Source organism: Pseudomonas sp. 9_2_1, from assembly GCF_059295275.1.
The window spans coordinates 5,658,863-5,684,074 of record NZ_CM181239.1; the positions used below are offsets into that span (position 1 = coordinate 5,658,863).

General features: G+C 61.0%; 16 protein-coding genes. 7 read left to right on the forward strand and 9 right to left on the reverse strand.

Annotation, left to right across the window (positions count from 1 at the left end):
• Positions 1-43: 43 nt before the first annotated feature.
• Both yccS and AC5O5I_RS25720 read left to right on the forward strand, forming a co-directional pair.
• The gene (yccS, locus tag AC5O5I_RS25715) at positions 44-2,227 is read left to right on the forward strand and encodes a YccS family putative transporter (RefSeq protein ID WP_172227266.1); all 2,184 of its coding nucleotides are present in this window, start codon (positions 44-46) and stop codon (positions 2,225-2,227) included.
• Between the two features lie 91 nt (positions 2,228-2,318).
• Complete coding sequence (locus AC5O5I_RS25720; protein WP_172227268.1) at positions 2,319-2,771, forward strand: GNAT family N-acetyltransferase; 453 nt, start codon at positions 2,319-2,321, stop codon at positions 2,769-2,771.
• 53 nt (positions 2,772-2,824) lie between these two features.
• Here the strand turns inward: AC5O5I_RS25720 and AC5O5I_RS25725 are convergent, their stop codons facing one another.
• From AC5O5I_RS25725 to tkt, 9 genes are all read right to left on the reverse strand, one after another.
• Positions 2,825-3,121 carry a winged helix-turn-helix domain-containing protein gene (locus tag AC5O5I_RS25725; RefSeq protein ID WP_494511769.1) on the reverse strand — a complete coding sequence of 99 codons (297 nt, stop codon included), beginning with the start codon at positions 3,119-3,121 and terminating at the stop codon, positions 2,825-2,827.
• Positions 3,122-3,133: 12 nt separating this feature from the next.
• Entirely contained in the window at positions 3,134-3,634 is a 501-nt protein-coding gene (locus tag AC5O5I_RS25730; protein WP_172286752.1) for a M48 metallopeptidase family protein, read from the reverse strand.
• 39 nt (positions 3,635-3,673) lie between these two features.
• Complete coding sequence (locus AC5O5I_RS25735; protein WP_172227272.1) at positions 3,674-5,800, reverse strand: putative bifunctional diguanylate cyclase/phosphodiesterase; 2,127 nt, start codon at positions 5,798-5,800, stop codon at positions 3,674-3,676.
• A gap of 216 nt (positions 5,801-6,016) precedes the next feature.
• Positions 6,017-7,081: a class II fructose-bisphosphate aldolase gene (gene fba, locus AC5O5I_RS25740; protein WP_172227274.1), complete on the reverse strand. Its 1,065-nt coding sequence runs from the start codon at positions 7,079-7,081 to the stop codon at positions 6,017-6,019.
• Positions 7,082-7,181: 100 nt separating this feature from the next.
• Entirely contained in the window at positions 7,182-7,511 is a 330-nt protein-coding gene (locus AC5O5I_RS25745; protein ID WP_172227276.1) for an MliC family protein, read from the reverse strand.
• 177 nt (positions 7,512-7,688) lie between these two features.
• Positions 7,689-7,940: a hypothetical protein gene (locus AC5O5I_RS25750; RefSeq protein ID WP_172227278.1), complete on the reverse strand. Its 252-nt coding sequence runs from the start codon at positions 7,938-7,940 to the stop codon at positions 7,689-7,691.
• Entirely contained in the window at positions 7,940-9,103 is a 1,164-nt protein-coding gene (locus AC5O5I_RS25755) for a phosphoglycerate kinase (RefSeq protein ID WP_494511770.1), read from the reverse strand. The genes AC5O5I_RS25750 and AC5O5I_RS25755 overlap by 1 nt, the downstream gene beginning before the upstream one ends.
• A gap of 12 nt (positions 9,104-9,115) precedes the next feature.
• Positions 9,116-10,177 carry an erythrose-4-phosphate dehydrogenase gene (gene epd / locus AC5O5I_RS25760; RefSeq protein WP_172227282.1) on the reverse strand — a complete coding sequence of 354 codons (1,062 nt, stop codon included), beginning with the start codon at positions 10,175-10,177 and terminating at the stop codon, positions 9,116-9,118.
• Between the two features lie 191 nt (positions 10,178-10,368).
• Positions 10,369-12,366, reverse strand: a complete 1,998-nt coding sequence (gene tkt / locus AC5O5I_RS25765; RefSeq protein WP_172286755.1) for a transketolase — start codon at positions 12,364-12,366, stop codon at positions 10,369-10,371.
• A 229-nt stretch (positions 12,367-12,595) separates the two neighbouring features.
• Between tkt and AC5O5I_RS25770 the strand changes: the two genes are divergently transcribed.
• From AC5O5I_RS25770 to AC5O5I_RS25790, 5 genes are all read left to right on the forward strand, one after another.
• Positions 12,596-13,588, forward strand: a complete 993-nt coding sequence (locus AC5O5I_RS25770; RefSeq protein WP_172232941.1) for an ArsR/SmtB family transcription factor — start codon at positions 12,596-12,598, stop codon at positions 13,586-13,588.
• A gap of 18 nt (positions 13,589-13,606) precedes the next feature.
• Positions 13,607-14,797, forward strand: a complete 1,191-nt coding sequence (gene metK / locus AC5O5I_RS25775; protein WP_172232944.1) for a methionine adenosyltransferase — start codon at positions 13,607-13,609, stop codon at positions 14,795-14,797.
• 174 nt (positions 14,798-14,971) lie between these two features.
• A complete protein-coding gene (locus AC5O5I_RS25780) occupies positions 14,972-22,822 on the forward strand; it encodes a Tc toxin subunit A-related protein (protein ID WP_494511771.1) in 7,851 nt (2,616 codons plus the stop codon).
• 137 nt (positions 22,823-22,959) lie between these two features.
• The gene (gene ligB, locus AC5O5I_RS25785) at positions 22,960-24,657 is read left to right on the forward strand and encodes an NAD-dependent DNA ligase LigB (protein ID WP_494511772.1); all 1,698 of its coding nucleotides are present in this window, start codon (positions 22,960-22,962) and stop codon (positions 24,655-24,657) included.
• A gap of 131 nt (positions 24,658-24,788) precedes the next feature.
• Positions 24,789-25,181 (forward strand): DUF1090 domain-containing protein, encoded by a 393-nt coding sequence (locus tag AC5O5I_RS25790; RefSeq protein ID WP_172228759.1) that lies wholly within the window; start codon positions 24,789-24,791, stop codon positions 25,179-25,181.
• The last annotated feature ends 31 nt before the right edge of the window (positions 25,182-25,212 follow it).

Here is a 25,212-nt window from a genome sequence, read left to right on the forward strand (position 1 = left end):
CGTGCTGCAATGCATTCATTCGCTCACTGCCTAGCAGGCCATCATGTCATCGAGCTCGTTCCGTCAGTCACTGCGTCGCCTGTGGGGCCAAGACAAGTTCAGCTACAGCATCCGGGTCACCATCGCCCTCACCGGCAGCCTGGCCCTGTGCTGGTACCAGAACGAGATGGCCCTGCTGATTCCGCTGTTCCTCGGCATCATCGCCAGCGCTCTGGCCGAAACCGACGACAGCTGGCAGGGCCGCCTCAGCGCCCTGGCCGTTACCCTGGTGTGCTTCGCCATCGCTGCACTGGCCGTCGAACTGCTGTTCCCCTACCCCTGGATCTTCGCCATCGCCCTGGCCCTGGCGGCGTTCGGGCTGACCATGCTCGGCGCCCTGGGCGAACGTTATGGCGCGATCGCCTCGGCAACGCTGATCACGGCGGTGTACACCATGATCGGCGTGGACCAGCGCGGTGGCCAGGTAACGGACTTCTGGCACGAGCCGATGCTGTTGGTGGCAGGTGCGGCCTGGTACGGGCTGCTGTCGGTGCTGTGGCAGGCGCTGTTCTCCAACCAGCCGGTGCAACAGAGCCTTGCCAAGCTGTTTTTCGAACTGGGCCGCTACCTCAAGCTCAAGGCCAGCCTGTTCGAACCCATCCGCACCCTCGACCTGGAGGCCCGGCGCCTGGAACTGGCCCAGCAGAATGGCAAGGTGGTGGCGGCGCTCAACGCCGCCAAGGAAATCATCCTGCACCGGGTCGGCAACAGCCAGCCCAACTCCAAGGTCAGCCGCTACCTCAAGCTGTACTTCCTGGCCCAGGATATCCACGAGCGGGTCAGTGCCTCGCACTACCCCTACAACGCCCTGACCGAGGCGTTCTTCCACAGCGACGTGATGTTCCGCTGCCAGCGCCTGCTGCGCAAGCAGGGCTCATCCTGCCAGGAACTGGCCCGCTCTATCCGCTTGCGCCAGCCGTTCGTACTCGCCAGCGGCTTTACCGAAGCACTCGAGGACCTCAACGCGTCGCTGGAGCACCTGCGCAACCAGAACAACCCGGCCTGGCGCAGCCTGCTGCGCTCGCTGCGGGCGCTGGCCGCCAACCTGGCCACGCTGGACCGCCTGCTCAGCGCTGCCAGCAACCCCGACAGCCTGGCCGATGCCAGCGACAGCAGCCTGCTCGACCGTTCGCCACGCTCGCTGAAGGATGTGTGGACGCGCCTGCGCACCCAGCTCACACCGACCTCGCTGCTGTTCCGCCACGCCTTGCGCCTGCCGCTGGCGTTGTCGATCGGCTACGGCATGGTGCACCTGATTCACCCCACCCAGGGCTACTGGATCATCCTCACCACGCTGTTCGTGTGCCAGCCCAACTACGGTGCAACCCGGCGCAAGCTGGTGCAGCGCATTTTCGGTACCGCAGTCGGCCTGACGGTGGGCTGGGCGCTGTTCGACCTGTTCCCCAACCCGGTCATCCAGTCGCTGTTTGCCGTGGTCGCCGGGGTGGTGTTCTTCGTCAACCGCACCACCCGCTACACCCTGGCCACGGCCGCGATCACTTTGATGGTGCTGTTCTGCTTCAACCAGATCGGCGATGGCTATGGCCTGTTCCTGCCGCGCCTGTTCGATACCCTGGTCGGCAGCCTGATCGCCATCCTCGCGGTGTTCCTGTTCCTGCCCGACTGGCAGGGGCGGCGGTTGAACAAGGCACTGGCCAATACCCTGGCCTGCGCCAGCGTCTATCTGCGGCAGATCATGCAGCAGTACGCCCACGGCAAGCGCGACGACCTGGCCTACCGCCTGGCCCGGCGCAACGCCCACAACGCCGATGCGGCGCTGTCCACCACCCTGGCCAACATGCTGATGGAGCCTGGGCACTTCCGTAAGGAAGCCGACGTCGGCTTCCGCTTCCTGGTGCTGTCGCACACCTTGCTCAGCTATCTGTCGGGGCTGGGTGCGCACCGCGATATGGCGTTGCCCGCGCAGGTGCAGGAGCAATTGATCGAAGGTGCAGGGCAGAGCCTGGCCAACAGTCTGGACGAGATTGCCAACGGCCTGGCCGCACGGCTGCCGGTGGCGATTCATAGCGATGCCGAGGAGGCGCTGGCCAATGCCCTGGAACAGATGCCGGAAGAACTGGATGAACATCAGCGGCTGGTGCAGACCCAGCTGGCGTTGATCTGCCGGCAGTTGGGGCCGCTGCGTACCTTGGCGGGGCACTTGATCAAAGAGAGCCCGCCCGCCTGATTTTTCGCGGGGTCTGTGCTTTTCAGCCTCTATTTTGGCCAAATGCATTCGACATGCGATGATCGAGGTCTCATTCAAGGAGTTCGCGCCTGTGTCCATCGACTGGCTCTGCAAGCACCACACCGACCTTGGCAAAGATCAGCTCTACGCCATTCTGCAATTGCGTACCGAAGTGTTCGTGGTCGAGCAGCGCTGCGCCTATCAGGACGTCGATGGCCAGGACCTGAGCGGCGACACCCTGCACCTCATGGCGTGGCAGGAAGACAAACTGGTGGCTTACCTGCGTTTGCTCGATCCGCAATCCCAGGGCGGGGATGTGGTGATCGGGCGGGTAGTGACTTCACCTGCGGCGCGAGGGCTGAAGCTGGGGCACACGTTGCTGTCGAAGGCGCTGGAGGCGGCGGAGCATTGCTGGCCGGGAGTACCGGTTTATCTGTCGGCGCAGGCGCATTTGCAGGCGTTTTATGCCAGGCATGGGTTTGTGGTGGCGGGTGAGGAATACCTTGAAGATGACATTCCACATATCGGCATGCGCAAAGGCTGAATTGCCGGGGGTGCTTTGCACCCCTTTCGCCGGCAAGCCAGCTCCCATAAACCTCAGGGGTAGTCCAGCACTTCGCGTATCTGCCGCAGATGGCGGATGATCCACTGCTTGTCGATCGCACCCCAGTCATGAATGCGGTAATGCCCGGCGTGGTTGCGCGCGCCTTCCTGCTGCTCGAACTCGCAGACGATATCCAGGTCGGCTAGCGCCGCGATAGTGTCCTGGGCGGTGCGCCGTGGCATGCCGGTGGCCTCCATCAGGGCTGGCACGCTGGTCGCGGTCTGGCTGTCGATCAGCCAGGCCACGTACAGGCGGCGGTAGAAGCTGCTCTTGGTCTTGCTCACTTCCATGCTGCATGTTCCTTAGGGGTTGCCCGGCAGCTCCCGATAGGTCAGGTAGACGCGCAGGTCGAATTCCAGTTGGTGGTAGTCCGGCTCCATGTGCTGGCAGAGCTGGTAGAACGCCTTGTTGTGATCGCGCTCGCGCAGATGTGCCAGCTCGTGCACCACGATCATGCGCAAGAACTGCGGCGCGGCCTCCTTGAACAGCGACGCAATGCGGATCTCCTTCTTGGCCTTGAGCTTGCCGCCCTGCACCCGCGATACCGCCGTGTTCAGGCCCAGGGCCCGATGGGTCAGGTCGAGGCGGCTGTCGAACAGCACCTTGTCCAGGTTCGGCGCGCTGCGCAGGTACTGCTGGCGCAGGTCCTGGGCATAGCCATACAACGCTTTGTCGCTTTGCACGTCATGGCGGTCTGGGTAGCGGCGCTGCAGGTATTCGCCCAGGCGGTCGCTGTCGATCATCTGCCGCACCTGCGCCTGCAGGTGCGGAGGGTAGGCTTGCAAATAACGGAGTACGGTCATGGCACTGTAGTCGGCGTAACGAATGCCGATTCTAGCCAATCACGCCCGTGGCCAGGGGAAAATCGCCGGGAAGCCGCTGGCATCTGCCGCAGTCATCGGGTGCGCCACTAAAAACCCTTGCACGTATTCGCAATCATTGGCCCTCAGCCAGGCCGCCTGGGCCGGGGTTTCCACGCCTTCGGCGATGACCGTGATGTGATAGTCGGTACACAGGCCGATGACGCTGCGCACCAGCGCCGCATCCACTGCCGAGTCGGGCAGTCGCGCAACCAGATGGCGGTCAAGCTTGAGGGTATCGATTGGCAGGTCACGTAGCATGCGTAGCGAACAGTCACCCGCGCCAAAATCATCCAGCGCCACCCTTACCCCCAACTCGCGCAAGCGGTGTATCTGCTTCACGGCCGCATCGATGTTGTACATCAGCGAGGTTTCTGCCACTTCCACTTCCAGCTGCGTCGGGGCCAGCTGGTAAAGCTGGATGACCCGCTGCAACTCCTCGACCAGGCCGGGCATGACGAACTGCGCGCGGCTCAGGCTGATGCCCAGCACCAGGTCGGCCGGGAAGCGCTGGCACCATGCCTGGCGCTGCGCTGCGCCCTGCCGGTAGATCCAGCTGGCCAGGCGGTTGATCAGGCGCGCTTCCTCGAGCAAGGGGATGAACAACCCCGGCGGCACATCGCCAACACTGGGGTGCTGCCAGCGCAGCAAGGCCTCGAAGCCACGCAGACGACCATCGTTGAAACCCACCTGCGGTTGGTAGACCAGGGTGAAGTCCTGCTGCTCGATGGCGGCGCGCACGCTGTCTTCGAGCATCAGCCGCGACCGCGCCCGGCCATTGAGCTCCTGATCATAGAAGCGGTACTGCTGGCGACCGGCCTGCTTGGCCGCATACATCGCGGCATCCGCCGCCCGCAGCAGGCCTTCCACATTGGCGCCGCAGTCCGGAAAGGTGGCGATGCCGATGCTGACCCCGAGCGTTACATCCAGCCCTTCCACTTCGTGGCTGATGGAAACACGCTCGAGCAAACGCTCGGCATAGCGCCCGGCCTGCTCCGGGTACGGCAGGCTGTCGAACAGCGCAGTAAACTCATCCCCACCCATGCGCGCCAGCAGGGCATCGCTGCCCAGGCAGTCCTTGAGCTGCTCGGCCACCCAGCGCAGTACCCGGTCGCCGGCATCGTGGCCAAGCGAATCGTTGATCCGCTTGAAGCCATCCAGGTCCATGTACATCAGCGCCTGTGCCTTGTCCGAGCGCTCGTTGCGCAGCAGCGCCCCCTCGGCGGCCTGGTAGAAACCGCGGCGGTTGAGCAGGCCGGTGAGCGGATCGGTGACGGCCTGGTATTCAAGCTGCTGGTGCAGGTTGCGCACTACCGACATGTCCAGCACGGTCACCACCATGGCCTGCTGGTCTGCCGGCAACGGCGCGCAGGACAACGCCACCGGCACCAGTTCGCCAGCCACGGTGCGCAGCTGGGCGTCGTGCACGCGGAAAATCTGCCGAACCAGATAGGCTTTGTAGAAATCCGATTCTGGCCACAGGCTGGCGCTGGCCAATTGCACCAGGTCGAGCAGGTGGGCGCCCTGCAACTGCTGCACTGGCGCTGACAGCAAGCGCGAAATGGCAGGGTTGGCAAAACCGATGATGCCCTTGTCATCCACTACCAGGATGCCTTCGGCGGCGTTTTCCAGGATTGACGCGTTGAACGCCCTGGCCGCTTCCAGCTCACGCGTCAGGCGCTGCAGCATGCGCCGGTTGCGCTGCTGGTCGAGCAGTGCCTGAACCTTGGGCTTGAGTATTTGCGGGTCGAACGGCTTGAACATGTAGTCCACGGCGCCGCTGGCGTAGCCTTTGAGCACGGCCGCTTCAGACTGTTCGTTGGCGGTGAGGAATATGATCGGTGTCAGCCGAGTGCGCTGGCTGCCACGCATCAGCCGGGCGACTTCAAAGCCGTCCATTTCCGGCATTTGTACATCCAGCAACACCAGGTCGACATCGTGTTCGAGCAGCGCACTCAAGGCTTCCATCCCCGAGCTTGCCGTCAACACTTGCCAATCCTGCCGGGCCAGCAATGCCCGCATGCTGATGAGATTCTCAGGGTAGTCGTCTACTACCAGAAGAACCGAGCTGCCATCCAGTGGCTGTGGTTGAGGGTGAGCGCCATCCATGCTGCTTCTCTATTATGTGACCGACTTCAAATACGGTTGGATCCGTTTAGTACTCTAGACCTGAGCTGCCGACACGCAATGCAATCAGAACGCTATCAGTGGCTAACTGTACGGTAGCCGACCAACGGTCGGTCTGCGGAAAGAAAGCGCAAGGTGGTAGCCGCCAGAAATGAAAAAACCCGCATCGCTGCGGGTTTTTTCAGGGTTGCCTGCGGATCAGTTGACCTTGGCGGCCAGCTCACCTTTGGCATAGCGCTGGAACATGCCTTCCAGGGAGATCGGCTTGATCTTCGAGGCGTTGCCGGCAGTGCCGAAGGCTTCATAACGCGCGATGCACACGTCACGCATGGCCTTCACGGTTTCGGCGAAGAACTTGCGTGGGTCGAACTCGCTCGGGTTCATGGCCATGTGACGGCGCATGGCACCGGTCGAGGCCAGGCGCAGGTCGGTGTCGATGTTGACCTTGCGCACGCCGTACTTGATGCCTTCGACGATTTCTTCTACCGGTACGCCGTAGGTCTCTTTGATCTCGCCGCCGTACTGGTTGATGATCGCCAGCCACTCTTGCGGTACCGAGGAGGACCCGTGCATCACCAGGTGAGTGTTGGGGATGCGCTTGTGGATTTCCTTGATGCGCTCGATGGCCAGGATGTCACCGGTTGGCGGCTTGGTGAACTTGTAGGCACCGTGGCTGGTACCGATAGCGATCGCCAGGGCGTCGACCTGAGTCTTCTTGACGAAGTCTGCGGCCTCTTCCGGGTCGGTCAGCATCTGGCTGTGGTCCAGCACGCCTTCGGCGCCGATGCCGTCTTCTTCACCGGCCATGCCGGTTTCCAGCGAACCCAGGCAGCCCAGCTCGCCTTCAACCGAAACACCGCAGGCGTGCGCCATGGCGACGGTCTGCTGGGTAACGCGGACGTTGTACTCGTAGTCGGTCGGGGTCTTGCCGTCTTCACCCAGCGAGCCGTCCATCATCACCGAGCTGAAGCCCAGCTGGATCGAGCGCTGGCAGACATCCGGGCTGGTGCCGTGGTCCTGGTGCATGCACACCGGGATATGCGGGAATTCTTCGATGGCAGCCAGGATCAGGTGGCGCAGGAACGGCGCGCCAGCGTATTTGCGGGCACCGGCCGAGGCCTGGACGATCACCGGAGAGTCGGTCTTGTCGGCCGCTTCCATGATGGCGCGCATCTGCTCGAGGTTGTTGACGTTGAAAGCTGGTACGCCGTAACCGAACTCGGCGGCGTGGTCCAGCATCTGGCGCATGCTAATGAGTGCCATTGTGTATCTCTCTCCCGACAAGCGTCGTCTGTTTCGTGCAAGCCTGCCGCAGGGGCGGTTGCTGTTCAAGTAGTGTGGGCCACCCTCGCGGCCCGGCCAGTCACGGTGCCTTGCAGCCCCGCCCAATCAGATCGTTGGTTGCCACCCAGTACACCAGGCCTTCTTCGCCCTTGGTGTGGAAGGCCAGCATGCCATCGCTATACAGCGCACCCGAGGCACCCGGCTCGGCCTTGAGCCGGTAAACCTGGTCGCCGCCGCCAAGGCGTACGTCGACCTGGTCGCGTTGCGCGTCGGCGAAGCGCCACAGCACTTCGGCCTGGGTATCGCAGACCCAACGGGTCCAGTTGTCTGCCGGGGCGGGTTGCGCCGGCTGCAGCAGTGAGCATCCTGCCAGTGTCGCCAGGGCCGTTACGGCCATAAGCGCTTTCATTCAGTTTCCTCAATTCAGGGCTGCTTTGCAGCCCATCGCCGGCAAGCCAGCTCCCACAGACCCCGCACATCCTTGCAAGAGAAGCTGTACCTGTGGGAGCTGGCTTGCCGGCGATGGGCCGCATAGCGGCCCCCTTTCCAAGACCACAAATCAGCCTTCAGGTTGCCGACTACCCGATCAAGGGCAACCCGGCGCCTTGCGCTGGTGGTCTTCGTCATACTTTTCCAGGCCTTCCGGGCCCACGCGCTTGCTGATGACCGGCACGGTCTCGGCCTGCCACTCGGACTGGTAGCAGCCGCCCTTGGGCGGGTGCGACGGGTCGCCGTCCGAGGCCGGGCTGCCGGCGCAAGCGCTCAGCAAGCCGGCCAGCATCATCACAGGCAATTGCTTGACCATCAGGCCACTCCCTTTGCCAAGCGCCGAAGTCATCAGGCCTTTGCCCGCTCTTCCAGGATTGCCACCGCTGGCAGGACCTTGCCCTCGACGAACTCGAGGAAGGCGCCACCACCGGTAGAAATGTAGGAGATATCCTTGCTGACGCCATATTTGTCGATGGCCGCCAGGGTGTCACCGCCACCGGCGATGGAGAACGCCGCGCTGTCGGCGATGGCATTGGCCAGCACCTTGGTGCCATTGCCGAACTGGTCGAATTCGAACACGCCCACCGGGCCGTTCCACAAAACGGTCTTAGACGACTTCAGCAGCTCGGCGAAGTTGGCTGCGGTCTGCGGGCCGATGTCCAGGATCATGTCGTCTGCGGCAACGTCGGCAATGGCCTTGACGGTGGCTTCGGCGCTTTCAGCGAATTCCTTGGCAACCACCACGTCAACCGGCAGCGGTACGTTGACCTTGGCCGCAATGGCCTTGGCGGTGTCGACCAGGTCTGGCTCGTACAGCGACTTGCCAACCGGGTGGCCGGCAGCGGCCAGGAAGGTATTGGCGATGCCACCACCCACGATCAGCAGGTCACAGACCGCGCTCAGGCTGTTCAGCACGTCGAGCTTGGTGGAAACCTTGGAGCCGGCAACGATGGCCGCCATCGGCTTGGCCGGGGCTTTCAGGGCCTTGCCCAGGGCGTCCAGCTCGGCAGCCAGCAACGGGCCGGCAGCGGCAACCTTGGCGAACTTGGCGACACCATGGGTCGAGCCTTCGGCGCGGTGTGCGGTACCGAAAGCATCCATGACGAACACGTCGCACAGGGCGGCGTACTTTTGTGCCAGCTCGTCGGCGTTCTTTTTCTCGCCCTTGTTGAAGCGCACGTTCTCGAACAGCACCAGGTCACCGGCCTTTACCTCGACACCGTCCAGGTAGTCGGCAACCAGCGGGACTTCGCGGCCCAGGGCCTTGCTCAGGTAGTCGGCAACCGGCTTGAGGCTGTTCTCGGCAGAGAACTCGCCTTCAGTCGGGCGGCCCAAGTGCGAGCAGACCATTACCGCTGCGCCCTTCTCCAGGGCCAGCTTGATGGTCGGCAGCGCTGCCAGGATACGCGCATCGCTGGCTACCACACCGTCCTTCACAGGCACGTTGAGGTCTTCGCGGATCAGTACGCGCTTACCTTGCAGGTCGAGGTCGGTCATCTTCAACACGGTCATGAATGCAGTCCTTCAGGGCTGTTTGTTGCGGGTTGGGTGAACGACGTGCAGAAAGTGTTCGGCGACGTCGAGCATACGGTTGGCGAACCCCCATTCGTTGTCGAACCAGGCCAGCAGGTTCACCAGGCGGGGGCCGGAAACACGGGTCTGGCTGGCATCGACGATGGCCGAATGCGGGTCGTGGTTGAAATCACAGCTGGCGTGCGGCAGTTCGGTGTAGGCCAGCAAGCCTTTCAGCGGGCCTTCCAGCGCCGCTTGGCGCAGCACCTGGTTGACCTCTGCCGCGCTGGTGTCGCGGGCGGTCTGCAGGGTGATGTCCAGGCACGAAACGTTGACGGTGGGTACACGTACCGCTTTGGCCTGGATTCGCCCGGCAAGTTCCGGAAGCAGCCGCTCGATACCGCGCGCCAGACCAGTGGACACCGGGATCACCGACTGGAAGGCCGAGCGCGTGCGGCGCAGGTCTTCGTGGTGGTAAGCGTCGATCACCGGCTGGTCGTTCATCGCCGAGTGGATGGTGGTGATCTGCACGTACTCGATGCCGAATGCCTGGTCCAGCACGCGCAGCAGCGGCACACCGCAGTTGGTCGTGCACGAGGCGTTGGACACCAGGCGCTCGCTGCCGGTCAGGCAGGCCTGGTTGATGCCGTAGACCACGGTGGCATCGACGTCGGCCTCGCTGGCCATGGGCTGGGAGAACAGCACCCGCGGCGCGCCGGCATCGAGGAAGCGCTGGCCATCGGCACGGGTGTTGTAGGCGCCGGAACACTCCAGCACCAGGTCGATGTCGAGGGCGGCCCAGTCGATACCCTCGGGGGTGGCACTGCGCATTACCTTCACGCAGTCGCCATTGATATGCAGACAGTCGCCGTCCACCCTCACCTCACCGGGGAAACGCCCGTGGGTGGAGTCGAAGCGTGTCAGGTATTCCAGGCTGGCCTGGTCGGCCAGGTCGTTCAGCGCGACGATCTCGAAACCGGCCTTTGCCCCCCGCTCGAACAGCGCGCGCAGGACACAGCGGCCAATACGGCCATAACCGTTGAGTGCAACTTTGTAGGGACGCAGGTGGGGCATTCGTTGGCTCGCTAACGCATGATGGCTGTTGGGGCCGCGTTGCGGCCCATCGCGACGCAAGGCCGCTCCTGCAGGGACCGCACCGCCATCTTGGGTTGCGCGGTCCCTGCAGGAGCGGCCTTGCGTCGCGATGGAGGGCAAAGCCCTCCCTTTGCACGACCTGGAGGGCGTCACTGCCCTCCTTTGTTACATCAGTCTTCCAGCAGCTCTTCGGCAGTACCGAGGATGTTCTCCAGGGTGAAGCCGAACTCTTCGAACAGTGCCGAAGCCGGCGCCGACTCACCGTAGGTGGTCATGCCGATGATACGACCTTCCAGACCGACGTACTTGTACCAGAAGTCGGCATGGGCAGCTTCGATGGCGATGCGCGCGCCTACTTCCAGCGGCAGCACGGACTGCTTGTAGGCGGCGTCCTGGGCATCGAACACGCTGGTGCACGGCATGGAGACCACGCGTACCTTGCGGCCCTGCTCGGTCAGCTTGTCGAAGGCCTGCACAGCCAGGCCCACTTCGGAACCGGTAGCGATCAGGATCAGCTCAGGCTCGCCAGCGCAGTCCTTGAGCACGTAGCCGCCGCGGCTGATGTCAGCGATCTGCTGGGCATCACGCTGCTGGTGCTGCAGGTTCTGACGCGAGAAGATCAGCGCCGATGGGCCGTCCTTGCGCTCCAGGGCGTTTTTCCAGGACACGGCAGATTCCACCGCATCGGCCGGGCGCCAGGTGTCCAGGTTCGGCGTGCTGCGCAGGCTGGTCAGCTGCTCGATCGGCTGGTGAGTCGGGCCGTCTTCGCCCAGGCCGATGGAGTCGTGGGTGTAGACGTGGATCACCCGCTGCTTCATCAGTGCCGACATGCGCACGGCGTTGCGGGCGTATTCCATGAACATCAGGAAGGTCGCGCCGTAAGGCACCAGGCCACCGTGCAGGGCAACGCCGTTCATGATGGCGGTCATGCCGAACTCGCGCACGCCGTAGAACACGTAGTTGCCGCTGGCGTCATTGGCTTCGACGCCCTTGCAGCCCTTCCACAGGGTCAGGTTGGAGCCGGCCAGGTCAGCCGAACCACCGAGGAACTCAGGCAGCAGCGGGCCGAACGCATTGAGGGCGTTCTGGCTGGCTTTACGGCTGGCGATGGTTTCGCCTTTGGCAGCCACTTCGTTGATGTAGGCCTGGGCCTTTTCGCTGAAGTCGGCCGGCAGCTCGCCGCTGTCACGGCGCTTGAACTCGGCAGCCAGCTCCGGGTAGGCCTTGGCGTAGGCGTCGAAACGCTGGTTCCAGTCGGCTTCGGCCTTGGCACCGGCGGCCTTGGCATCCCATTCGGCATAAATGTCGGCCGGGATTTCGAACGGGCCGTGGTTCCAGTTCAGTTCTTTACGGGCCAGGGCGATTTCGTCATTGCCCAGCGGTGCGCCGTGGCAGTCTTCCTTGCCCTGCTTGTTCGGCGAACCGAAGCCGATGATGGTCTTGCAGCAGATCAGGGTCGGGCGGTCGCTCTTGCGCGCCGTCTCGATGGCCATCTTGATTTCTTCGGCATCGTGGCCGTCGACGTTGCGGATCACCTGCCAGTTGTAGGCTTCGAAGCGCGCCGGGGTGTTGTCGGTGAACCAGCCATGCACTTCACCGTCGATGGAGATGCCGTTGTCGTCGTAGAAGGCGACCAGCTTGTTCAGGCCCAGGGTGCCGGCCAGCGAGGCGACTTCGTGGGAGATGCCTTCCATCATGCAGCCGTCGCCGAGGAACACATAAGTGTTGTGGTCGACGATGTCGTGGCCGTCACGGTTGAACTGGGCAGCCAGTACCTTTTCCGCCAGGGCGAAGCCCACGGCGTTGGCCAGGCCCTGGCCCAGCGGGCCGGTGGTGGTCTCCACGCCTGGGGTGTAACCGAGCTCCGGGTGGCCCGGGGTGCGGCTGTGCAGCTGGCGGAAGGCCTTGAGGTCGTCGATCGACAGGTCGTAGCCGGTCAGGTGCAGCAGCGAGTAGATCAGCATCGAGCCGTGGCCGTTGGACAGCACGAAGCGGTCACGGTCGGCGAAATGTGGGTTGCTCGGGTTGTGCTTCAGGTAGTCACGCCACAGTACTTCGGCGATATCCGCCATGCCCATTGGGGCACCTGGGTGGCCGCTATTAGCCTTTTGCACGGCATCCATGCTGAGGGCGCGAATGGCGTTGGCACGTTCACGACGGCTGGGCATCGCTGGTCTCCTGGGGGGGCTTGAATAGGTGGTGTCACGAAAAAGGCGGCTATTTTCGCCCACTGGGGGTGCCGGGGGCAATGACGTATGGTCGCAGTCGGGGGATTTTCCTGTGATTGGCATTCAATTCGGGGCAAAACCGGGTGAAACGGCCCGCCCATCACTCAATATCAAAACTTTTTGATATTGGCCTTGCTAGGGCATCGATGCCTGTCTAGACTGCCGCCCCATGAACCTCCGTGCGCAATCCATTCCCGAGCAACGCGAAACACTGGCTGCCCTGTGCAAGGCCAGTGGCGACGAGTTGCGCCTGAACGTACTGCGCGCCCTGGCCAACGATTCGTTCGGCGTGCTGGAGCTGGCGCAGATATTCGACGTAGGCCAGTCAGGCATGAGCCACCACCTGAAGGTGCTGGCCCAGGCAGAGCTGGTAGCGACCCGCCGCGAAGGCAATGCCATCTTCTACCGCCGCGCCCTGCCCGACAGCCTGCGCCTGGGCGGCCGGCTGCATGCGGCGTTGCTTGAAGAGGTCGACGGCCTGACGCTGCCGCCGGACGTGCAGGCGCGGATCGCCCAGGTGCAGCAGCGCCGCGCGGTAACCAGCCAGGACTTCTTCTTGCGCGTGGAAGAAAAGTTTCGCGCCCAGCAAGACCTTATTGCCGGCCTGCCGCAGTACCGCGAAAGCCTGCTGGCACTGCTCGACAAGCTGAATTTCGACCCGGCTGCCAGCGCCCTGGAGGTCGGCCCCGGTGACGGCGGCTTCCTGCCAGACCTGGCCCGGCGCTTCGCCCGGGTCACCGCTTTGGACAACAGCCCGACCATGCTCGAGCTGGCGCGCCAGGTGTGCCAGCGCGAAGGGCTCGACAACGTGAACCTGCAGTTGGCCGATGCACTGGGTGCAACGGATGTGGCCGCCGACTGCGTTGTGCTGAACATGGTCCTGCACCATTTCAGCGACCCGGCCCTGGCCTTGCGCCAGCTGGCCAATCGGGTGAAGGCAGGCGGCAGCTTGCTGGTCACCGAACTTTGCAGCCATGACCAGGGGTGGGCGCGGGAAGCGTGCGGCGACCTGTGGCTTGGCTTCGAACAGGACGACCTGGCCCGCTGGGCCAACGCTGCCGGGCTGGCCCTCGGCGACAGCCTGTACGTGGGCTTGCGTAACGGTTTCCAGATCCAGGTCCGCCATTTCCAGCGCACGGCTGGCGACATACACCATCGGTAAATTTCAGGAACCTTCGAGATGAGCGAATACTCCCTTTTCACCTCCGAGTCCGTGTCCGAAGGGCATCCGGACAAGATCGCCGACCAGATTTCGGACGCCGTCCTCGATGCCATCATCGCCCAGGACAAATACGCCCGCGTAGCTTGCGAAACCCTGGTCAAGACCGGTGTCGCCATCATCGCCGGTGAAGTCACCACCTCGGCCTGGGTCGACCTGGAAGACCTGGTGCGCAAGGTGATCATCGACATCGGCTACAACAGCTCCGACGTCGGTTTCGACGGCGCCACCTGCGCTGTGATGAACATCATCGGCAAGCAGTCGGTGGACATCGCCCAGGGCGTCGACCGCTCCAAGCCGGAAGACCAGGGTGCCGGTGACCAGGGCCTGATGTTCGGCTACGCCAGCAACGAAACCGAAGTGCTGATGCCGGCACCGATCTGCTTCTCGCACCGTCTGGTCGAGCGCCAGGCCGAAGCCCGCAAGTCCGGCCTGCTGCCGTGGCTGCGCCCGGACGCGAAATCCCAGGTCACCTGCCGTTACGAAAACGGCAAGGTAGTGGGTATCGACGCGATCGTGCTGTCGACCCAGCACAACCCTGAGGTTTCGCAGAAAGACCTGCAGGAAGCCGTGATGGAGCTGATCGTCAAGCACACCCTGCCTGCCGAACTGCTACACAAGGGCACCCAGTACCACATCAACCCGACCGGCAACTTCATCATCGGTGGCCCGGTGGGTGACTGCGGCCTGACCGGCCGCAAGATCATCGTCGACTCCTACGGCGGCATGGCGCGCCACGGCGGCGGCGCGTTCTCTGGCAAAGACCCGTCCAAGGTCGACCGTTCCGCGGCCTACGCCGGCCGCTACGTGGCCAAGAACATCGTCGCTGCCGGCCTGGCCGAGCGCTGCGAGATCCAGGTTTCGTACGCCATCGGCGTAGCCCAGCCGACTTCCATCTCGATCAACACCTTCGGTACCGGCAAGGTCTCCGACGAGAAGATCATCCAGCTGGTGCGCGAGTGCTTCGACCTGCGTCCGTACGCCATCACCACCATGCTCGACCTGCTGCACCCGATGTACCAGGAAACCGCTGCCTACGGCCACTTCGGCCGCACCCCGCAGCAGAAGACGGTCGGCGACGACACCTTCACCACCTTCACTTGGGAGCGCACCGACCGCGCCCAGTCGTTGCGTGACGCCGCCGGCCTGTAATTTTTCCTGCAGCGCTGTGCGAAAGCCCCTGCCGAGCAATCGGCAGGGGCTTTTTTCTGGCCGGCAACTGGTATTTTTGCCAGTTGCAACCTCGCTCCCCGCCTTCGTTCAATGGGTTTGTCTCGCACTCGCCTTGCGCAGTGCGCCGCACTCAGCGTTCAGGAGCCTTCAAGCATGAGTGATACCACTCCGGTTACCCCTGTCACGACCACACCAGATGCTGCAGTCTCGACAGCGCCTACGCGCCCAACCTATGGCGGCCTTTTCCCTGAGCAGATTACCGACAAGTGCCAGACTGATGCACTGGAGTGTGCCTACGGTCCTTTTGCCTACCTGTCCGAACTGCACAAAAAAGCCCTCACCATCGAGAAAAGCGGCGCCGTCAGCAAGATCTTCAGCCTGGCCACGCGGCGCCCTGATATTGGCGAGCTTTTTCTCGACCAAAACAGCCTCGACAGTAAAGTTCCCACCTTGAAGCTGGTGATCGAAGCCCTCAGCCGCCAGGCCCTGGCACACACCGGCAACAAACCTGTAGTCGATGCACTGGCCAGCGCAGTTCGCCATCACAACCTGCCTTTCCACCACTCGCTTGAGCAAATCAAGGCCGTCCTTGAGCACAAGAAGCTGTCGCATTTCGACCTTTTGCAACAAACCGAGTACTCCCACCCCAACTTCTGCTACGGCAACCTTCGCACCGACGAGCTCCGAGCGGTAATGCGCAACGCTTGCGGCCTGAGCCCCGCACTGCAGGAGCTGCTGCTCGATGACACGGCCCCTACGAGCAAGAATTACTTCAAGTCGCGTTTCGGCGTGGCAGGAAACGCTGCCACCGCCGTCGCGGCACTGTGCGACGTGGACCTGTTCTGCAAGCGCACAGGCCTCAAGACCGATGAGGTACTGGAGATGCTGGCGCTATCCAGCGTCCCTGACGATGCCACAGAAGGGCTCAGCGCCGTGCGCCGCAGCACAGCGTATTGCCCGGGTACCGACGAAGCACCGGGTGCTCATCTGTACGGAGCCGCGTTCATCAACAAAGGCCTGACACCCTTACTCAACCTCGAAGATTCGAAGGCCGGCCCAGGTACTCAACTCAGGTTCAGGAACGCTACGCCAGCCCATTTCCAGCGGATCCATAAACTCATCCACCTGCGTGCCGCGCTGGGGCTCAGCTTTGCCCAGACAGACCTGCTGCTGGCCTCGGCCATGGCCGCACAGAACGCTCACAACACCCGTAGTATCGGAGAGGGAACATTACGCGCCCTGGGTGTTTTCAATCTACTGCGCGAGCGTCATGGCATTACCGTTGAACAATACGCGGCCCTGCTCTGTGAGGTCTCCCCCTACTCGGTCGGTTCAGACACCGCGTTTCTGGACCGCATCCTGGATGGCCCAGGGACCGGTCAGCTGGCAGCCGCGGGTGATCGCCTGATCGTCGATAACCGCGAGTTCACGCTGCTCGGTGATGCGGACGATCAAGGCCACCGCCCTTATTCGGCCATCGTCGGCCAATTGAGCTTGGTACTGGGGGTTGAAGAGCAGCTCACTCATCGTTATTTGAACCAGGTCATCGACCAGCAGGCACTGGAAACGCCGCGCCTGTCGCTAGGGTTGATCACATCGCTCTACCGGCTTAGCCGCCTGCCCCGCCTGCTGAAGCTTTCCCAGGCCAATGGCACTGCCTTGCTGGATCTGCTGGCTATCGACAACCCCGATATTTACCGACAGTTGGCCGGTTCCCCGAGCATCAGCGATGATGCGGAACACAGCGACCTGCTCGATGTCCTGGTGGGCATAACCAACCTCGAAAGGTGGTTACGCCAGAATCGCCTGACAGCCAGCCAGGTACTTGCGTGGGTCAAACCTCATGAGGCTGGCAGCACATCGCAGGTGGTTTCCCCCGCCATCCGCGAGGCGGTGGCGCACGCATTGCCGCAACTGCGCGAGACACTGCTGAGCGCAGAGCTCTCGGCCAAAGAGGCTGCCAGCCCCGCGAAAAGCCCGTGGACGACAATACTTGCCAAGGTGATCGGTTTCCAGGGGTTGATCAGACCACTGCCTCAGGCAGCCATGAAAGACCTGCATGCCTACCTCTTGGGGCTGTTGACTCCACACTATGACGCGGCGGATGAAGCCTCCAAGGTCGCCAGCGACCTTGTACCGATGATCAACATTGCACGCAATGCCCAGGAAGCCATCGCCAAGCAGATTCTCACCGACGTGCTGGGCCACAGTGGGCAGCGCCTGGAAAGCGACCATACGCTGTACTTGCTGAAGTCGGCAGGCAGTTCTACCTACAATGTCCTGTGCGATATGCTTGCCGCAGCGGCGCATGATCTGACAGCCGCCGAGCCGGATGCCAAGCCCCTGTCGATGCTCACCCCCGCGCTGTGGCACTACCTGCAGCGCTATGCCTTGGCAGTGCTTGCCTTGAAGATCAGCCCCGCCGGGCTCAAGGCCCTGGCCGAACATCCTGATTGGTTCGACCTGCAGCAGCAGCAGGAGGATGAACCCGATACCGACACGCAAACCGGCACGCTGCTCAACCTCGACCTGCTGTACCAACTCAGCCGCTACCGAGACTGGGTCGACGTATGCCGCACGACTGGCCATCAGGAAAGCGATGCCCTCGAGTACCTGCAGCTGCGGCCTCAGAGCGACTCCCCTACTAGCGTGAAGGAAGCCAGTCAGCAATTAGGTCGATTGATTGGTTGGAACGCGGATGAGGTTTATCAGGCAGCCCCTTGCCTGGAGGTAGAGAGCACACCTGTTGCACCTGAAGAAAACACCCTCAGTGCTTTCAGGCTTTCACTGACCGCGTACGAGAGAAATAGTTACAACACCGATGCGAAGAACAAAGGGGGTGCACTCGGAAAGCTCATAAAAAATTACTACGAGGCAGTAGCTGACCTGGAGCCTGACGTCAGTTCGATCAATAAAAAATTCTCGGATTTCGTTCAGAAATTCGGCCACTGCATCAGGGTTTCGACAGCTGAATATTACGCAATATCGACGATCCTTGACGAACTAACACCCCGCACTGAAAACAGCATTGAACTGCGACCCCATGACAGCACAACAAAAACATTTAATGACTGCCTGGACACATTCACGCTTGAAGAACTTAACTACCTATCAAAAGGTGGTGGTATCCGATACATTTTCGCCTTGTACCATTGTCTAGGGAAGGGTAGCCGCTACACTGATCCACTAGCACAAAGCACGTACGAAAAACTTCGACAATTCATAATCGACAACCCAGGACCACTGGGCGTGACCGAAGCACAACAGCTAGCCATTGGTTCAAAGAGCTTTTGGACCCAAAGAATAAAAACTTATAAAGACCAAGGCATAATAAGAGAAAACGCCAATTATGTAGAACTGGAAATCTACACACCCGACTCACCGCCCCCCCTTGAAGCTGTACAGTACGAATATACTCCGCTTGTCCCCGCTTCCATCAGTGACATTGATTACATTCTACGACTGCAGGCGATGAGCAAGGCTACCGGGATGTCATGTCAATCGCTGTTGAAACTGTCATCCCTTGACGAAACCAGCTCGCTTGCAAAGTACAAGACCGCGGCCGCTGTACTACTCGGCGCTTGCACCGCCGAACAGCGCGCCACTGTCCAGCGAGGCCTCCAGCCGCAATGGCGTGACGCATTGGTGGCCTACCTGATGAGCGAGTGGGTTGCCGCCGACGCGAACTTGCAGGCGTTCATACCCACCCCTGATGCACTGTCGAATTACTTCCTGACCGACGTATGGGTCACCGACAAGGTTGAAGCCACCCCTGCCAACCATGCTATCTCCAGCCTGCAGCACTACTTGTATCGCCTGACCGCGCACCTGGAACCTGGCTATGCCACGAACCCGGTGTCGGCCGAGGCCCAGCAAGCCTGGCACCAGTACCTGAGCGAATACCGTAAATGGCGAATTCGGCAAGAACGCCTGATGCACCCGGAAAACCTCATCCACCACAGTAACCGCCAGCACAAGACCACGGCGTTCGAAGAGCTTGAGACGGAACTGAACCAGGGCAAACTCGACACCAGCTTGGTGCAGACCGCCATTTGCAATTACCTGAACAAGTTCGAGCGCCTCAGCAACCTTCAAGTGATCAGCGGATACCTTGATGGCGACGACCCGCTGAATGACACCTATTACCTGATCGGCAAGAGCAACAGCACACCGGTTGAGTACTACTGGCGCTCGCTGGACATGGGCATGCGAGATGACAAGAAGCGCCTGAGCCCCTTGGCGTGGAGTGAATGGCAAAAAATCACGCTTGCGTTCACTGGCGAGATATTGAAGCTGTCGTATGCCACCGAAGCCCCCAACCCAGACAAGAAAGCCAACATAACACGACAAGCTGATCTCAAAAAAAGCCTGGCCCAAACTAAATTCATGGTATGGAGCAAAGTGGAAGGCCATCGCACTGGTCAGCTCAGGGCGTACGACAACGAATCAGGAAAAATTTATAGCACTTCATCCCGCAACCTCAACAAAACTATCAGCCATGAAGAATTCCAGACCAGATTGCAGTTCATCAACTCAATCAACGTTGGCGACACCATCAAGGCGACAACCACTACGGACTTGGTGCGACCGGTGGTGATTGCCGGTCGGCTCTACGTTTTCTGGGTCGAACGCGAAATGCAGGGCATCCCGGAGAAAGAGGACAGTACCAAGATAAGCAAATACAAAGCCATCACGGTCAAGTGTTGCCACCTGCAGAGTGACGGCGCATGGTCGACCGCCAATGAAGTCATCCGACTCGATGGCACTTATGGGCACGAGCGTGGAGTGAAGCCGATCCAGTCCTTGTTCAGCGAATCATGGCAATTCACACTGATAGTGGCCATTAATGATAAAGATGAACAGACGAGCGACCCTTGGGTGAGCGTAATGCTCGCCCCCATTGGGAGAAATGTTGACACCCGTGATGTTGATTATTTCCTGGAAGTATTTGACTTATTTTTCGAGCGCAAGCCAATTACCGACACCGAAACGGGAAATACCATTGCCCGGACGCTATGGGACCGCTATAAAAATGAACAAAAAATACAATCTCCTTATGGAGTAAAAACTTTAAAAAAGGTCGAGGCCGAACTCAAAGGTAGAAATGAAAAAGAGACAACCTATACAATCATAACTAAAAAATCCGATCCATCAGGCACAGTCCTGCTCATACGGTACAACTCCCAGCTTTTCACCCCCAACGCCCCCCCCCGAACAAAACTGTCATGCGCCGCAGCCTTAATCTACCAGAACGGTGTTAAAAGCATTAACTTAGAGTTAGATGCTAATTTCAACGATAAACTCCAGGTCAAACTTAAAATCCCAGAAGGCATATCAACAATCGAGTCAATAAAAATCGAATTTGACGACACATCCGAACTGAGTTCATTAGTTATTTATATCGATGCCACACTAGAGGACCTACCACCCGACACACTATACGCAAAAGACCTTGTACACCTCCACCAAACCAACCAAACGTACCACTTGGATCTGTCCAAGGTGCCAAATATCAAAGAAACATTAGACACGCCGTACATCAGGCTGAACACACTGTTTGGAAAAGGCCTGGTATCACGCGCCACGGAAAGCGTCGAGCGGGTGCTGGCCTGGGAAACCCAGCAGTTGCCCGAGCCCATCATCGATCCCCAGCAAGATGTTTCCGCTCTCGATTTTCACGGTGCCAATGGCCTGTATTTCAGGGAGTTGTTCCTGCACCTGCCTGCTTTGGTCGCGTCTCGCCTGACCGAGCAACAACAGTTCGAGGAGGCAGAGCACTGGTACCTCAACTACCTGTTCGACCCATATCGCGGCAACGCCGATGAACAGCAGGATCAACCCGATCGCGAACGACGCGTCGCATTCTGGAACACCCGCCCGCTGGCCCAAGGTGGCTCTTTGAGTTCGACGCTGCTCAAGGCTGTCGACCCCGTCAGCCGCGCCTTCGTATTGTCACGCTACTACCGGCAGGCCATCTTTCTGTCGCTGCTGGAAAACTGGCAGTTGCAAGGCGACCATGCCTACCGTCAGCTCAGCTACAGCAGCCTCAACCAGGCCTGGCTGTGCTACCAACAGGCACTGGAACTGCTAGGGCCGTTGCCCGAACGCGCGGCCGTGCCACGCTGGCAGCCGAAACAGTTGAAGGAGATCGACGCCAACTGCTTCCTCAGCCCCATCAACCGCCGTGTGATCAAACTGCGCGACGATTTGCAACGTCGTGTGTACAACTTGCGCCATGGCCTGACCCTTGATGGCAACCTGCTTCCCGACATGGGCTGGGCAGACGGGCTGGATGACCCATTGGCCTCAGGCAAGGGCGGCTTCAGCCGCGTTGCCCGCCCCTACAGCAGCAGCAGCCCCATACCGGCGTACCGATTCCGCCAGTTGCTGCCCACGGCCCGTATCGCCGCAAAACAACTGTTGGACTTCGGTCGGCATTACATGAAGCTGATGGAGGACGAATTCAATACCAGTCTGTCCGTGCTGTTGAAGCAGCAGGAAATCAAGCTGTGCGACTTCACATTCAGCATTCAGCAGGAAAATACGGCGGCGATAAAGGTCAGGAAACACACATTGGAAATCAATAAACAAGCGGCACTTCATAAACGCGACTACCTCAGCGGACTCATTGACGTGGGCCGTAATGCGCTCGAAATATCTGCAACGACAGTGCACATGGCCCAGGCATTCCAGGTGGCGCTCAAGTTCCCCTTGCATATAATGAAATCTGCATTGGCCCCCATACCGGACACTTACGGCTTTTCAATAGGCGGGCATAAGCTTTCGGTCGTTCCGGAGGCATGGGCCGAAGCTTTCGATACGTCTGCTGCGATCTTCGGATTTACCGCTGACCAGATGCTGCGCGAATCAGAGTACAACCGCCGCGCTCAGGAGTGGGAATTCGAACTCAAGCAGACCGAATGGGACATCATGGCACTGGATAACGAAATCAAGAACACGAATATCGAACTCAATGCCGCAACGCTGTCACTCGACCTGATCCGGCAAGACAGGGCGAATCTTCAGGAAGCCTATGTCGCCATGACCACAGGCTTCACCATCATCCCGATCTACAACTGGCTGGTGGCACGCCAGGAGCAACTCTATGACGCAGCGCGTGATGCCGTCATGTCGCTATGCCTTAGCGCGGAGGCGGCCTGGCGCTACGAAATCGGCGACTACAAGCGGCCGGCCTTCATCAGGCCCAGTGGCTGGCGCGATGCCTATAAAGGCATGCTGGCCGGGGAGTCCCTGCTCAATGACTTGCAGCACATGGAAAATGCCTACCTGCAGGCCAACGAGCGGCGGGTGACCATCAAGAAAACCTTCAGCCTCAACGCATTGCTTGGCGAGGCCACGCTCGAGGCGTGGGTCAGCAGCCTTTCAGCCGAGGGCGAACAAAAAACAAGTAAAAAACTGGAGTTTTCGTTTGCTGCCGAACACTTCGACCAGAGCTATCCCGGGCACTATCGTCGGCAACTCAAACATGTTTCGGTTTCTCTTCAAACTGACGCGCTACCCGAGGATTGCGAGATCAGCGCACTGCTGACCCAAGTGGCCAGTACCACGCTGGTGGAAGCCGATAATGCGGGTGTCGAGTATTGCTATCCCAACCCAAAAGCTGCCCAAGCGCCCACATTACCTGACAGCGTCAAACGCAACCTGCGGGCCAATCAGCAGATTGCACTGTCATCTGCCCGGCTGGAAGACGGTATTGGTTATGCACCAGGCGAGTGGATCTATGAATTGATCGAACATGACGGACGCTACCTGCCATTCGAGGGGACTGGCGCCATTTCGAAGTGGCAGCTGGAAATTCTGGATGACACCTTTGCCGCTGCATTGAAGAACAAGCTCAAGGATGTCCGGGTCACGCTGCTGTATACCGCCTGCGATGGAGGGGAGCCGTTCAGGGAGACTGCCAGGGCAGCACGCAAGGCATGGTTGGAACTGAAAAGCGGCCCTTCAGACACGGGGAAAAAGAGCAATCTTCAACCTGTTTAGTAGCGGGACAAGAAAGCCCCTGTCGAACTCTCGGCAGGGGCTTTTCTGTGACATATCGGCTGACAATAGCGGCGCAGCAAGGGCCGCCAGACTTGCCTAGGCTGGGAACTCCCTTCCGCCATGCAAGGATGCTGGCCATGCTGATCAAGCTTTTGTTCACCCTGATGATGCTGACTGCCCCGCTGGCCTGGGCCGCCCCCTGCCCCGACTGGGGTCGGCAGCAAGTTGACGCCGAGGTCGCTCAACTACGCGCCACGCTCGCCCAGTGGGACGACCACTATCACCGTCAGGGCGTCGCGCTGGTGGCCGACGAACTCTACGACCAGAGCCGCCAGCGCCTGGAGCTGCTGCGGCAGTGCTTTGGCCTCGCAACCGGCCCTTCGCCCCTGGCCAGCGCTGGCGGACCGATCCCTCATCCGGTGCCACATACCGGGGTAGACAAGCTGGCCGACCAGCAGGCCGTGAAACGCTGGTTCACCGGCAAGACCGATGTCTGGGTACAGCCCAAGGTCGATGGCGTTGCGGTTTCCCTCACCTACCGAAAGGGCCGCCTGGTGCAACTGATCAGCCGAGGCGATGGCGTGCATGGGCACGACTGGAGCCGGCACATTCCCCAGCTCGGGGCCATTACCCGGCGGTTGCCCCGACCACTCGACCTGCAGCTGCAGGGGGAACTCTACTTGCGCCACGGCGCCCACGTACAAGCCCGGGCTGGCAGCGCCAATGCCCGTGGCACAGTTGCAGGCCTGCTTGCACGCAAGCAGCTGGCCGGTGAACAAGGCAACACTGTCGGCCTGTTCGTCTGGGACTGGCCACAAGGCCCCAGCCAACAAGCCGAACGCCTTGCCCAGCTGACGCAGCTGGGTTTCCCCGACAGCCAGCACTACAGCGTCGCGATTGATACACCGGCGCAGGCAGCACACTGGCGCGAGCACTGGTACCGCTCCGCCCTGCCCTTCGCCACCGATGGCGTGATTTTGCGACAGGGCAGCCGGCCCCCTGCCGAGCGCTGGCAAGCCAAGGCCCCGTACTGGATCGCGGCCTGGAAGTACCCCTATGTGCAGGTTTTGGCCGAAGTGCGCGACGTACGCTTTCGGGTCGGCCGCACCGGCAGAGTGACGCCGGTGCTGCACGTGCTGCCGGTCACGCTTGATGATCGACGAATCACTCAGGTGAGCCTTGGCTCGCTGGCCCGCTGGCATGGCCTCGACATCCGCCCTGGCGACCAGGTGGCCGTCAGCCTCGCCGGGCTGACCATTCCACGATTCGAGCAAGTGGTGCATCGCGCCGTCGAGCGACTGCCGGTAAGTGCACCTGAGCCCGGCCGGCATCACGCCCACAGTTGCTGGCAGGTCAGCGAGGGCTGCGAAGAGCAGTTCGTTGCCCGCCTTGCCTGGCTCAGCAGCAAACAGGGGCTGGCACTGCCACGCACCGGGGCCGGTACCTGGCGCCGGCTGGTGGCTGCCGGGCTGGTGAATTCAATGAGCGACTGGCTGGACCTGGACGCCGAGCGCCTGCGCCAGGTAGCGGGCATCAGCATCGTGACGGCTACACAGCTGCAGGACAGTTTCAAAGCAGCGCGCTCGCGCCCCTTCGCCCAATGGCTGCGTGGGCTCGGGGCGCCCTTGCCTGGCGGCATGCAGGTGGCGGGCGCATGGTCGGCGCTGGCTGCGCGCACAAGCCTTGAGTGGCAAGCCTTGCCCGACATCGGGGCAAAACGCGGGCAACTGCTTGCCGACTTCTTTGCAAGCAACGAGGTCAATGCCATTGCAACCCAGTTGGCCGGCGCAGGGGTAGATGGGTTTGACGTCGAGCACACGGTGACCACGCAATGATTTTTTACCAATTTGCTTGTAGGGAAACCCTGAGATTGCACAAGAAATGCCTGAGAAGGGTTTCTAAATCGGCAAAACCAAGGCAGCATTTCCCCCAACTTTGCTACCCCGCCCCGTTCAGGAGGCTTTACATGAAGCGCTTTTCCACCTTTTTTCTGCTCGCAACGCTTGGCCTGGCCACGGGCTCCGTACAGGCTGCCCAGCCGGATGCCGGCCTGACCGGTTGCGCCGCCAAGCGCAGCGCCATCGAGAACCAGCTGAAAATTGCCCGCGAGCATGGCAACACCGACCAGGTCGCGGGGCTTGAGGAAGCGCTGCGCGGGGTCGACAACTGCACCGACGCCAGCCTGCGCAAAGAACGAGAGCAGAAAGTGCTCGATGCCCGCCATGAAGTGGCGCAACGCGAGAAAGACCTGAAAAAAGCCGAGAAGAAAGGCGACGCGGAGAAGATCAACAAGCGCAAGGACAAGCTCGCCGAGTCCCGTAAAGAACTGCAGGAAGCGGTGGACGAACTGGACCGCTGAAGCCCCCCGGCAAACGCGGTGAGTGTGTAGG

Coding starts and splice junctions, on each gene's coding strand:
- yccS (WP_172227266.1), top strand. CDS start 44: ATGTCATCGAGCTCGTTCCGTCAGTCACTGCGTCGCCTGTGGGGCCAA.
- AC5O5I_RS25725 (WP_494511769.1), bottom strand. CDS start 3,121: ATGGAAGTGAGCAAGACCAAGAGCAGCTTCTACCGCCGCCTGTACGTG.
- AC5O5I_RS25730 (WP_172286752.1), bottom strand. CDS start 3,634: ATGACCGTACTCCGTTATTTGCAAGCCTACCCTCCGCACCTGCAGGCG.
- AC5O5I_RS25735 (WP_172227272.1), bottom strand. CDS start 5,800: ATGGATGGCGCTCACCCTCAACCACAGCCACTGGATGGCAGCTCGGTT.
- fba (WP_172227274.1), bottom strand. CDS start 7,081: ATGGCACTCATTAGCATGCGCCAGATGCTGGACCACGCCGCCGAGTTC.
- AC5O5I_RS25745 (WP_172227276.1), bottom strand. CDS start 7,511: ATGAAAGCGCTTATGGCCGTAACGGCCCTGGCGACACTGGCAGGATGC.
- AC5O5I_RS25750 (WP_172227278.1), bottom strand. CDS start 7,940: ATGACTTCGGCGCTTGGCAAAGGGAGTGGCCTGATGGTCAAGCAATTG.
- AC5O5I_RS25755 (WP_494511770.1), bottom strand. CDS start 9,103: ATGACCGTGTTGAAGATGACCGACCTCGACCTGCAAGGTAAGCGCGTA.
- epd (WP_172227282.1), bottom strand. CDS start 10,177: ATGCCCCACCTGCGTCCCTACAAAGTTGCACTCAACGGTTATGGCCGT.
- tkt (WP_172286755.1), bottom strand. CDS start 12,366: ATGCCCAGCCGTCGTGAACGTGCCAACGCCATTCGCGCCCTCAGCATG.
- AC5O5I_RS25770 (WP_172232941.1), top strand. CDS start 12,596: ATGAACCTCCGTGCGCAATCCATTCCCGAGCAACGCGAAACACTGGCT.
- metK (WP_172232944.1), top strand. CDS start 13,607: ATGAGCGAATACTCCCTTTTCACCTCCGAGTCCGTGTCCGAAGGGCAT.
- AC5O5I_RS25780 (WP_494511771.1), top strand. CDS start 14,972: ATGAGTGATACCACTCCGGTTACCCCTGTCACGACCACACCAGATGCT.
- ligB (WP_494511772.1), top strand. CDS start 22,960: ATGCTGATCAAGCTTTTGTTCACCCTGATGATGCTGACTGCCCCGCTG.
- AC5O5I_RS25790 (WP_172228759.1), top strand. CDS start 24,789: ATGAAGCGCTTTTCCACCTTTTTTCTGCTCGCAACGCTTGGCCTGGCC.